Origin of the sequence: Streptomyces sp. NPDC057307 (assembly GCF_042667665.1) — a bacterium.
In the GTDB taxonomy this organism is placed as follows: Bacteria; Actinomycetota; Actinomycetes; order Streptomycetales; family Streptomycetaceae; genus Streptomyces.
This window is the reverse complement of record NZ_JBHUZM010000199.1, coordinates 1-11060: the sequence shown is the minus strand read 5'-3', so window position 1 is coordinate 11060 and position 11060 is coordinate 1. Positions and strand designations below refer to the sequence as shown.

General features: G+C 73.2%; 9 protein-coding genes. 3 read left to right on the top strand and 6 right to left on the bottom strand.

The window, feature by feature from the left end; translation table 11 throughout:
* Positions 1–61: 61 nt before the first annotated feature.
* The 3 genes from sucB to ACFUN8_RS35150 all read right to left on the bottom strand — a co-directional run bounded on the left by sucB (position 62) and on the right by ACFUN8_RS35150 (position 5343).
* On the bottom strand, positions 62–1882 hold the full coding sequence (gene sucB / locus ACFUN8_RS35160) for a 2-oxoglutarate dehydrogenase, E2 component, dihydrolipoamide succinyltransferase (protein ID WP_383646901.1): 1821 nt from the start codon (positions 1880–1882) through the stop codon (positions 62–64).
* 96 nt (positions 1883–1978) lie between these two features.
* Positions 1979–3367: a dihydrolipoyl dehydrogenase gene (gene lpdA / locus ACFUN8_RS35155; protein WP_382571150.1), complete on the bottom strand. Its 1389-nt coding sequence runs from the start codon at positions 3365–3367 to the stop codon at positions 1979–1981.
* A gap of 428 nt (positions 3368–3795) precedes the next feature.
* Positions 3796–5343, bottom strand: coding sequence for a leucyl aminopeptidase (locus tag ACFUN8_RS35150; RefSeq protein WP_383646899.1), 1548 nt, complete (start codon positions 5341–5343; stop codon positions 3796–3798).
* A gap of 231 nt (positions 5344–5574) precedes the next feature.
* Between ACFUN8_RS35150 and ACFUN8_RS35145 the strand changes: the two genes are divergently transcribed.
* Positions 5575–6405 carry an endo alpha-1,4 polygalactosaminidase gene (locus ACFUN8_RS35145; RefSeq protein WP_383646897.1) on the top strand — a complete coding sequence of 277 codons (831 nt, stop codon included), beginning with the start codon at positions 5575–5577 and terminating at the stop codon, positions 6403–6405.
* Positions 6406–6445: 40 nt separating this feature from the next.
* On the opposite strand, the gene ACFUN8_RS35140 is transcribed toward ACFUN8_RS35145, so the two are convergent.
* Positions 6446–7252: an adenosylcobinamide-GDP ribazoletransferase gene (locus tag ACFUN8_RS35140; protein ID WP_383646895.1), complete on the bottom strand. Its 807-nt coding sequence runs from the start codon at positions 7250–7252 to the stop codon at positions 6446–6448.
* A 152-nt stretch (positions 7253–7404) separates the two neighbouring features.
* Between ACFUN8_RS35140 and ACFUN8_RS35135 the strand changes: the two genes are divergently transcribed.
* Complete coding sequence (locus tag ACFUN8_RS35135; protein WP_383646892.1) at positions 7405–8181, top strand: hypothetical protein; 777 nt, start codon at positions 7405–7407, stop codon at positions 8179–8181.
* 113 nt (positions 8182–8294) lie between these two features.
* Here the strand turns inward: ACFUN8_RS35135 and cobT are convergent, their stop codons facing one another.
* Both cobT and ACFUN8_RS35125 read right to left on the bottom strand, forming a co-directional pair.
* A complete protein-coding gene (gene cobT / locus ACFUN8_RS35130; RefSeq protein ID WP_383646904.1) occupies positions 8295–9392 on the bottom strand; it encodes a nicotinate-nucleotide--dimethylbenzimidazole phosphoribosyltransferase in 1098 nt (365 codons plus the stop codon).
* A 58-nt stretch (positions 9393–9450) separates the two neighbouring features.
* Entirely contained in the window at positions 9451–10692 is a 1242-nt protein-coding gene (locus tag ACFUN8_RS35125; protein ID WP_383646890.1) for a bifunctional adenosylcobinamide kinase/adenosylcobinamide-phosphate guanylyltransferase, read from the bottom strand.
* A gap of 92 nt (positions 10693–10784) precedes the next feature.
* Here ACFUN8_RS35125 and ACFUN8_RS35120 point away from each other — a divergent pair, with 92 nt between their 5' ends.
* Positions 10785–11012: a hypothetical protein gene (locus ACFUN8_RS35120; RefSeq protein WP_383646888.1), complete on the top strand. Its 228-nt coding sequence runs from the start codon at positions 10785–10787 to the stop codon at positions 11010–11012.
* Positions 11013–11060 lie beyond the last annotated feature (48 nt).

Sequence of the window (11060 nt, the reverse complement as noted above, 5' to 3'; positions counted from 1 at the left end):
GACCGGATCTCTCCGGGCGGGGGCGCCGTCGTGACATACAGCGACTGTTCGACAGGCGGGGCTACAGGCCGAGTTCGACCTCGAACTCGCCCGCCTCCAGGATCGCCTTGACCGCCGTCAGATAGCGGGCGGCGTCCGCGCCGTCCACCAGGCGGTGGTCGTAGGAGAGCACGACGTGGACCATGTCGCGCACCGCGATCGTCTCGCCGAGGTCCGGGTGGTTGATGACCACCGGACGGCGGACGGTGGCGCCGATGCCCAGGATGGCGACCTGGTTCGGGGGCACGATGATCGTGTCGAACAGGGCGCCGCGCGAACCGGTGTTGCTGATGGTGAAGGTCGCGCCGGACAGCTCGTCCGGGGTGATCTTGCTGCCACGGACCTTGCCCGCCAGCTCGGCGGTCTTCTTGGCGATGCCGGCGAGGTTCAGGTCACCCGCGCCCTTGATGACCGGCGTCATCAGACCCTTCTCGGAGTCCACGGCGATGCCGATGTTCTCCGAGTCGAAGTACGTGATGGTGCCTTCGTCCTCGTTGATGCGGGCGTTGACGACCGGGTACGCCTTCAGCGCCTGTGCCGCGGCCTTGACGAAGAACGGCATCGGGGACAGCTTCACGCCCTCACGGGCGGCGAAGGACTCCTTGGCCTGCGCGCGCAGCCTCATCAGCTTCGTGATGTCGACCTCGACGACCGACGTCAGCTGCGCCTGGCTGTGCAGCGCCTTCATCATGTTCTCGCCGATGACCTTGCGCATGCGCGGCATCTTGACCGTCTGGCCACGCAGCGGGGAGACCTCCAGCTTGGGGGCCTTCGACGCGGCGGGGGCCGGGGCGGCGGCGGGTGCCGGAGCCTGGGCGGCGGCCTTGGCGGCCTCCGCGGCGGCGGCGACGTCCTGCTTACGGATGCGGCCACCGACGCCGGTGCCCTTGACCGAGGCGAGGTCGACGCCGTTCTCGGCGGCGAGCTTGCGCACGAGCGGCGTCACGTACGCGCCCTCGTCGCCGGAACCGGCGGCGGGAGCGGGAGTGGCGGCGGCGGCCGGAGCCGCAGGCGCCGACGGGGCGGGGGCGGCGGCAGGCGCCGGAGCGGGCGCCGGGGCCTCCTGCTTCGGAGCGGGAGCGGGCGCCTGTGCCGGCTCGGGAGCCGCGGCCGGAGCCGGAGCAGGCGCCGGAGCGGCGGCCGGGGCCTCCGCCTTCGGCGCGGCCGGAGCCGGTGCCGGGGCAGCCGCCGGAGCGGCACCCTCGGCGCCGATCACGGCCAGCCGCGCGCCGACCTCGGCGGTCTCGTCCTCGCCGACCACGATCTCCAGCAGCACGCCGGCGACCGGGGACGGAATCTCGGTGTCGACCTTGTCCGTCGAGACCTCAAGCAGCGGCTCGTCGGCCTCGACCGCGTCGCCGACCTCCTTGAGCCAGCGCGTGACAGTGCCCTCGGTGACGCTCTCGCCGAGCGCGGGCAGGGTGACGTCCGTGCCCTCGGCGGAGCCGCCCGCCGGTGCCTCGGCGGCAGGCGCGGGCGCCGGAGCCTCCGGGGCCGCCGGGGCCTCCTGAGCGGGGGCGGGCGCGGGCTCGGCCTCGGCCGGAGCCGCGGGCTCGGCCGGAGCGGCCGCCTGCTGCGGCGCCTCGGCGGCGGCCTCGCCGCCCGAACCGTCGTCGATCACGGCCAGCTCGGCGCCGACCTCGACCGTCTCGTCCTCGGCGACCTTGATCGACGCCAGGACCCCGGCGGCGGGCGCCGGGATCTCGGTGTCGACCTTGTCGGTGGAGACCTCGAGCAACGGCTCGTCGGCCTCGACGCGCTCGCCCTCGGCCTTCAGCCAGCGGGTGACAGTGCCCTCGGTGACGCTCTCGCCGAGCGCCGGCAGGGTTACGGAAACCGCCATGGTTTCAGTTGCTCCTCACGGTGGGATCTCCCCAGCTTGCGCGGAGCGCCGAGCGAGGGGAAGTGCGGTAGTGGTCGTCGCGCTCGGACTGACGCATCAGTCGTGGGAGTGGAGCGGCTTGCCGGCCAGGGCCAGGTGGGCCTCGCCGAGGGCTTCGTTCTGCGTCGGGTGCGCGTGGATGAGCTGCGCGACCTCGGCCGGCAGAGCCTCCCAGTTGTAGATCAGCTGGGCTTCGCCGACCTGCTCGCCCATACGGTCACCGACCATGTGGACGCCGACGACGGCGCCGTCCTTGACCTGGACGAGCTTGATCTCGCCCGCGGTCTTCAGGATCTTGCTCTTGCCGTTGCCCGCCAGGTTGTACTTCAGAGCGACGACCTTGTCCGCACCGTAGATCTCCTTGGCCTTGGCCTCGGTGATACCGACGGAGGCGACCTCGGGGTGGCAGTACGTCACCCGGGGCACGCCGTCGTAGTCGACGGGGACGGTCTTCAGGCCGGCCAGCCGCTCCGCCACGAGGATGCCCTCGGCGAAGCCGACGTGCGCGAGCTGGAGCGTCGGGACGAGGTCGCCGACGGCCGAGATCGTCTCCACGTTCGTCCGCATGTACTCGTCCACGAGCACGAAGCCGCGGTCCATCGCGACGCCCTGCTCCTCGTAACCGAGGCCCTGCGAGACGGGGCCGCGGCCGATCGCGACCAGCAGCACCTCCGCGTCGAAGGTCTTGCCGTCGGCCAGCGTGACGCGCACACCGTCCTGCGTGTACTCGGCCTTGTCGAAGAAGGTGCCGAGGTTGAACTTGATACCGCGCTTGCGGAAGGCCCGCTCCAGGAGCTTGGAGCTGTTCTCGTCCTCGACCGGAACGAGGTGCTTGAGGCCCTCGATGACGGTGACGTCCGTGCCGAAGGACTTCCACGCCGAGGCGAACTCGACGCCGATGACGCCGCCGCCCAGGACGACCGCCGTCTTCGGGACGCGGTCCAGCTTCAGCGCGTGGTCCGAGGAGATGATCCGCTGGCCGTCGATCTCCAGGCCGGGCAGCGACTTCGGTACGGAGCCGGTCGCGAGCAGGACATGACGGCCCTGGACGCGGCGGCCGTCGACGTCGACGGACGTCGGGGACGAGAGCCGCCCCTCGCCCTCGATGTAGGTCACCTTGCGGGAGGCGACCAGACCCTGAAGTCCCTTGTAGAGGCCGGAGACGACCTCGTCCTTGTACTTGTGGACACCCGCGATGTCGATGCCCTCGAAGGTGGCCTTGACCCCGAACTGCTCGGACTCGCGCGCCTGGTCGGCGATCTCGCCGGCGTGCAGCAGAGCCTTGGTGGGGATGCAGCCGTTGTGCAGGCAGGTGCCGCCGAGCTTGTTCTTCTCGATCAGTGCGACGTCCAGGCCCAGCTGCGCTCCGCGCAGCGCCGCGGCGTAACCGCCGCTACCGCCGCCGAGGATCACTAGGTCGAAAACGGTGCTGGCGTCGTTCGCCACGTCACGTCCTCCATGCATGTGCGCCGGGCGCGGTCGATGACCGGGCGGCGGCTGGTGTTCGGCCGCTGTTTCGTCGGCCCTGTGGTGGGGGCCCTGTCCTGCCGAGAACCCATCTTCGCACTTGTCGGAGGGCGGCGGGACGCGGGGCCGGGGTTCTGAGACGGCCGGTCGGCCGCGATCAGGGGTTACTGACTCGTACGGGTGCTCGTGCGGATGCCCGTACGCGCGCCGTACACACGTCGTACACGCGTGATGCACGTGACACGCGCGAGTCGCGCGATCCGTGGCCGGATCCGGGCGCGCGGACGGGTTTCGCCGGGAGAGGAACGGCCCGCCCCGCGGTCCCCGGTCTCAACCGGAACCGACGGGGCGGGCCACACATTCCCGGCCGGCGGCCGACGGGCCGCCGACGGGCCGCCGACGGGCTCTCAGCCCAGGTCGCCCGCGGCCGTGCGCTCCGCGAGCCTGACCAGCGTGCGGATCGACGAGCCGGTACCGCCCTTGGGCGTGTAGCCGTACGGCGCGCCCTCGTGGTACGCCGGACCGGCGATGTCGAGGTGCGCCCAGGTGATGCCCTCGCCGACGAACTCCTTGAGGAACAGTCCGGCGACCAGACCGCCGCCCATCCGCTCACCCATGTTCGCGATGTCGGCGGTGGGGGAGTCCATGCCCTTGAGCAGCTCGGTCGGGAGCGGCATCGGCCAGGACGCCTCACCGACCTCCTCGGCGATCTCGTGCACGGACGTACGGAACGCCTCGTCGTTCGACATGATGCCGAACGTCCGGTTGCCCAGCGCCACGACCATGGCACCGGTCAGCGTGGCCACGTCCACGATCGCGTCGGGCTTCTCCTCGGAGGCGCGGGTGATCGCGTCCGCGAGGACGAGCCGGCCCTCGGCGTCGGTGTTCAGGACCTCGACGGTCTTGCCGCTGTACATGCGCAGGACGTCGCCGGGGCGCGTCGCGGTGCCCGACGGCATGTTCTCGGCGAGCGCGAGCCAGCCGGTCACATTGACCTGGAGACCGAGGCGGGCCGCCGACACGACGGCGGCGAGGACGGCCGCGGCGCCGCTCATGTCGCACTTCATCGTCTCGTTGTGGCCCGGGGGCTTGAGCGAGATGCCGCCCGAGTCGTAGGTGATGCCCTTGCCGACCAGCGCGATCGTCTTCTTCGCCTTGGCGTGCGTGTACTCCAGGCGGACGAGGCGCGGGCCGTGCTCCGAGCCCTGGCCGACGCCGAGGAGGCCGCCGTAGCCACCCTTGACGAGCGCCTTCTCGTCGGTGACCTGGACCTTGACGCCGTGCTCCTTGCCGGCCGCGGTGGCGATGGCGGCGAAGGTCTCCGGGTACAGGTCGTTCGGCGGGGTGTTGATCAGGTCGCGGGCGCGGTTGATCTCCTCGGTCAGCGAGATCGCGCGCTCGACCGCCGCCTTGTGCGCCTTGTCGCGCGGCTTCGCGCCGAGCAGCGTGACCTCGCCGAGCGGCTGCTTCACACCGCTGTCGCCCTTGCCGCCGGCGGTGGACCTGGCGGTCTTCTCGGTGCCGCGGTACGCGGTGAAGGCGTACGCGCCGAGCAGCGCGCCCTCCGCGACGGCCTCGACGTCCTCGGCCGCCTCCGTGGGCAGCGCGAACGCGGCCTTCTTGGCGCCGGAGAGGGTGCGGGCGGCGACACCGGCGGCGCGGCGGAGGGTCTCGGCGCCGTACGCCTCGTCCTTCTCCGGGGCCGTACCGAGGCCGACCGCGATGACGATCGGGACCTTGAGGCCGGACGGCGCGGGGAGCTTGGTCGCCTCGCCCTCGGCACCAGTGGCGCCGAGGGACTCCAGGACGGAGGCGAGCTTGCCGTCGTACGCCTTGTCCACAGCCTCGGCGCCCGGCGCGACGGCCGGGCCCTTGGCTCCCTTGGCGACGCCGACGACGATCGCGTCGGCGCGCAACGTCGCCGCGCCGGCTGTGCTGAGAGTGAGAGCAGTCACGGTGGTGAAATCTCGCTTCCATAGAAGTTCTTCGGCGGAAGCCGGTCTTTCGCAGGGCCGGCCGTGCCCACCGCATCGTAATTCGGCCCGTGGAGCACCTGTGACGAGCCTACGCGCGGTGTTCACGTTCACTCACGGCGGCGGGTGTGCCCGGCCGTCCCGGCATGTGGTCTGCTGGGACGGGCCACCTGCCCGACGATCATGAACCGAGCACGAGGGACCGGAACAGCCGTGAAGAACCGACTCCTTGTCCCTGTCCTCGCCCTGCTGCTGCTCGTGGGCGGCGGCTGCGCGGGCGCGCCCGGCACGGCCGAGACCACCGGCACGGCCGCCGACGACGGTGGTGCGAGCGGCGGCGCCGAGGAGCGCTGGCGGCCGCGGCCGGGGCTCGACTGGCAGTGGCAGCTCAGCGGCACGCTGGACCCCACCGTGGAGGTCCCCGTCTACGACATCGACGGCTTCGACCACCCCGCGTCGGCCGTCGCCGATCTCCACGACCGGGGCCGCAAGGTCATCTGCTACCTCTCCACCGGCGCCTGGGAGGACTTCCGTCCGGACGCCGCGAAGTTCCCGAAGTCCGTGCTGGGCAAGGGGAACGGCTGGGACGGCGAACGCTGGCTGGACATCCGCCGTACCGACGTCCTCGGTCCGCTGATGGCCGAGCGCATCGACATGTGCAAGGAGAAGGGCTTCGACGCGGTGGAGCCCGACAACATGGACGGTTACCGCAACCCCACCGGCTTCCCCCTCACCGCCGCCGACCAGCTCCGCTACAACCGGCTCGTCGCACGCCTCGCCCACGAACGCGGGCTGTCCGTCGGCCTCAAGAACGACCTCCCCCAAATCCCGGAGCTGGTGGGGGACTTCGACTTCGCGGTCAACGAACAGTGCGCGCAGTACGAGGAGTGCGCCGAACTCACGCCGTTCGTCGAGGCGGGCAAGGCGGTCTTCCATGTCGAGTACGAGCTGCCGACGCGGGAGTTCTGTCCCGAGGCGAAGCGGCTGAAGCTGAGCGCGATGCTGAAGAAGTACGAACTGGGCGTCTGGCGCCGGGCCTGCTGAGCGACGTACGACGCCCGGCGGGCCGCGAGTTGACGGCCCGTCAACCCAGCGTCAGGACCACCAGGGCCGCCGTCGCCGCCGTCTCCGCGAGGCCGCCGAAGACGTCCCCCGTGACGCCCCCGAAGCGGCGCACACAGTGCGCGAGCAGCAACTGCGCGGCGCCGAGACCGGCCGCCAGGGCGAGGACGTGGTGCAGCGCCCCGTACGCCCCGTACGCCCCGAACAGGCCGCCGCACACCGCCGCGACCACCGCCGTCACCAGCAGCGCCGTGAGCACCGCCGCGCGGGCGGGCACGGAGCCGGCGACGGTGGCCCCCAGGCCGTCGGGCCGCGCGGGCGGCACACCCGTGCGCGCGGCCAGCGTGAGCGCGAGCCGCGCGGTGACGGCCGCGACGGCGGCGGCGACGGCGCCGTGCGCCCAGCCCTCGTCGTACAGCCCGGTCAGCGCGGCGACCTGCGCCAGCAGGACGAACAGCAGCGTGATCACACCGAACGGCCCGATGTCCGACCGCTTCATGATCCGCAGCGCGTCCTCGGCCGGCTTCGCGCTGCCGAGTCCGTCGGCGGTGTCGGCCAGCCCGTCGAGGTGCAGTCCCCGGGTGAGCACCGCGGGTACGGCGGTGGTGGCCACGGCGGCGAGCAGCGGCCCCGAGCCCGCCAGGAGCAGCAGACCGCCCACGGCGGCGGCGCACAGGCCGACGACGAGGCCGGCCAGTGGCGCCGCCAGCATCCCGGCACGGGCCGCCTCGCGGTCCCAGCGGGTCACCCGGACCGGGAGCGCGGTGAGCGTGCCGAAGGCGAACCGGAGGCCGTCGGCGGCGGCGTGCGTCGTACGTGGGGCGCTCATCGCGCGAGAGTAGCCGGGCCGGGAAGCGCGCTCGGACCGGCCCTGAGGCCGGCCCTCGGACGAGGCGCCGGACCCACCCTCGGCCGGACGCGGACCGTCAGCCGGTAAGTTGCCCATAAGTACACAAAAGACTCACGGCGGAGGCGGGCGGCATGGGTTCCTGGTTCCACCAGAACTTCGTCGAGCCGGGCAAGGTCCCCATGCTGCTCGCACTGGTCGCCTTCGTGCTGACCTTCGGGATCACCCGGATGATCACCCGGCTGATCCGCGCCGGGAAGGGACCGTTCCGCAACATCAGACCCGGCGGGATGCACATCCACCACGTGGTGCCCGGCGTGATCCTCATGGTGGTCGGCGGCTTCGGCGCGGTCGGCAGCGGCAGGCACGGCGTCGGGGCGGCGGTGTGGGCGGTGATCTTCGGGATGGGCTCCGGGCTGGTTCTCGACGAGTTCGCGCTGGTCCTGCATCTGGACGACGTGTACTGGACCGAGCAGGGCCGGCGGAGCGTGGAGGTCGTGATCCTCGCCGCGGCGCTGGCGCTCCTCGTCCTCAGCGGCTTCTCGCCGCTCGACGTCGACTCGCTGTCGCCCGAGGAGCGGCAGGACCGGCTCTCGCTGCTGGTGAGCCTCGGCATCAGCCTGGTCTTCGTCCTGATCACGCTGCTCAAGGGGAAACTGCCGATGGCGCTCGTGGGCGTGCTGGTGCCCCCCGTGGCGATCATCGGCGCGCTGCGGCTCGCGCGGCCGGGCTCGCTCTGGGCCCGCCGGTTCTACCGCCGCCGCCACCGGGCGCGCGCCCGGATGACGCTGCGCGCGTACCACCGCGACCGCCGCTGGTCCGCGCCGCGCCGCCGCGTCCAGGACTGGATCGGCGGCGCCCCGGACGACGAGCCGAAGCGGCCCGCGACGCCCGCGCCACCACCGCACTGACCGCCCGCCCGCCCAAGGACTTTGAGATTTACGGCTCCGAGGCGCGCCCCGGTCGCCGCCGGGGGCCGCGCCGTCGCGTCCACGCGCGGTGACGGGCGCGGGCGTTCACGCCACTACGTGATGTCCTCGACGTCCCCACCGGCCGCGCTCTCCGGCTCCGCGGGCGCCGACTCCTCGGGCCGCTCCGGCAGTTCGGCCGCCAGCGCCGCCGCGGCCCGCACCATCGGCAGCGCCAGCAGCGCGCCCGTGCCCTCGCCCACGACCACTCCGTGGTCGAGCAGCGGAGTGATCGCCATCCGGTCCAGCGCCTTGCCCTGTGCCGGCTCGCCGCTCACCTGGCCCGCGAGCCACCAGTCCGGCGCCCGGAACGCCGCCCGCTGGCCGACCAGCGCGCACGCCGCCGAGACGACGCCGTCCAGGATCACCGGCATCCGCCGCACCGCGCTCTGCAGCAGGAAACCGGTCGTCGCCGCCATATCCGCGCCGCCGACGGTCGCCAGCAGCTCCAACTGGTCACCGAGCACCGGCCGCGCCCGGCGCAACGAGTCCCTGATCGCCGCGCACTTGCGCATCCACGCCAGGTCGTCGATCCCCGCGCCGCCGCGCCCCGTGACCACGGACGCGTCCGTGCCGCACAGCGCCGCGATCAGGGCGGCGGCCGGAGTCGTACCGCCGACGCTCAGATCGCCGAGCACGACCAGATCCGTGCCGGAGTCGGCCTCCTCGTCGGCGATCGCCATGCCGAGCCGTACGGCCGCCTCGGCCTCCTCGATCGTCAGCGCGTCCTCGACGTCGATACGCCCGCTGCCGCGCCGCACCCGGTGGCGTACGACCTCCGCGGGAAGCAGCTCCGGATCGCAGTCCAGACCGGCGTCCACGATCCGTACCGGCACCCCCGCCCGGCGCGCCAGCACGGCCACCGGGCTCTCGCCCTCCAGCACCGAGCGGACCAGCAGATGCGCGCTGCCCGCCGGGCGCGCCGAGACATTCAGCGACGCGACACCGTGGTCACCGGCGAAGAGCACCACGCGCGGCTGCTCGATGGCCTTGACGGGGACGGTCGCCTGGGCGGCCGACAGCCACTCGGCCAGCTCGTCGAGCCGGCCCAGCGCGCCGGGCGGGACGATCAGCCGTTCGCGGCGTTCCTCGGCGTCACGCCGCAGACCGCCGTCGGGGCGCTCGATCAGATCGGAGAAGTCGTCGAGATTCAGCGAGCTCATTCGCCGAACAGTACCGGCAGCGCGCCCACGCGCACCGGCCCGCCCGCCGTCAGCCGCGCAGGGTGAGCGCCTGCCCGGCGACGACCAGCAGAAGGTGCTCGCACTCGGCGCCCACGGCCGCGTTCAGCCGCCCCAACTCGTCCCGGAAACGCCTGCCCGAGGCCGTCGCCGGTACGACGCCGGAGCCGACCTCGTTGGTCACCAGGACCGCCGTGCGCCGCGTCGCGCGCACGGCGCCGACCAGTTGCTCCGTCCGCTCCCGCAGAGCCTCCTCGCCGCCCCCGTCCCACGCCGCGTCGTCCCAGGCGTCCACCCGGTCCATCGCGTCCGTCAGCCACAGCGACAGGCAGTCGACGAGCACGGGCGGGCCCTCACCGGTGAGCAGCGGCACCAGGTCGCAGGTCTCGGCGGTCCGCCAGGACCCCGGCCGGCGGTCACGGTGCGCCGTGACCCTGGCCCGCCACTCCGGGTCGCCGTCACGGGCGCCGCCCGTCGCGACGTACAGCACGCCGGGGAACGCGGCCAGCCGCCGCTCGGCCTCCAGGGACTTGCCGGAGCGCGCGCCGCCCGTCACCAGGGTGCGGCGCGGCAGATCGGGCACGGCGTGGTACTCGCCGACCGTCAGCGTCGTCCCGTCCGGCACGGCCCGCGCGCCCGCCGCCGCCAGCCTGCGGTCCAACTCGGCGCCCGGTGGCACCTCGTGGCCGATGTGGACGGCGATGACGTCGGTGGTCGGCCCCACGAGTCCGGCGGCGCGCAGCCGGGCCAGGGCGTCGGGCCGGCCGGTCACATCGGCGAGGAGCATGTCGTACGGGGCGGCCCCGGCGTCCCGTACGGAGCGACCGCCACCACCGTTGCCGTTGCCGGTCGCGAGCCCCGCCGGGGCGCCGCCCGGGGGCAGATACAGCAGCCGCTCGCCGTCGGGGCCCGTCACCTCGTACCCCGTACCGGGGGAGTCCATCGGCACGGCCCGCACCCGGTGCCCGCTGAGCAGCGTCAGCACCCGTCCGTCGGCGACCCGCCCGGCGGTCGGCAGACCGGCGGGCAGCTCGACCGCCGGACCGTCGTGCGGGTGCGTGAGCAGCACCTGCCGTACGCCGCTGAGCGAGTGCCCGGCGCGCGCGGCGGCCAGCGCCGCACCCGGGGTGAGATCGAGCAGTACCGCGCCGTCCACGAGGAGCGCGGTCGCCGCACGCGCGAGAGGGCCGCGGGCGGTCGCGCACGCGGCGCAGGGGCAGTGGGGGCGGGGGAGCCCGTCGGGGGCCCCGGTGCCGAGCAGAGTGAGTTCCACGCGGTTGATCCTCCCGTGTCGGCGCGCTGGGTGCGCGCCCGGCTACGCTGCGGGCAGCAAACAGATCATCTGGCGGGCCCCGGGAGGCGGACATGGCGTGGACGTGGCGGTTCGAGAAAGCCGACGGGACGGAGGTCCAGCCGGCCGTGGAGCCGGAGGAGTTCACCACGCAGGGCGACGCCGAGTCCTGGATCGGTGAGGCCTGGAAGGAGCTGCTGGAGGGCGGTGCCGAGCAGGTGATCCTCTTCGACGACGGCAGCAAGATCTACGGACCGATGAGCCTGCAGGCCGATCCGGAGACCGTGCCCGACGAGACCTGACAGCGGGTCCGCGACCGCCCTCGGGCGCCGGAGGGGCCGTCGCCCGTC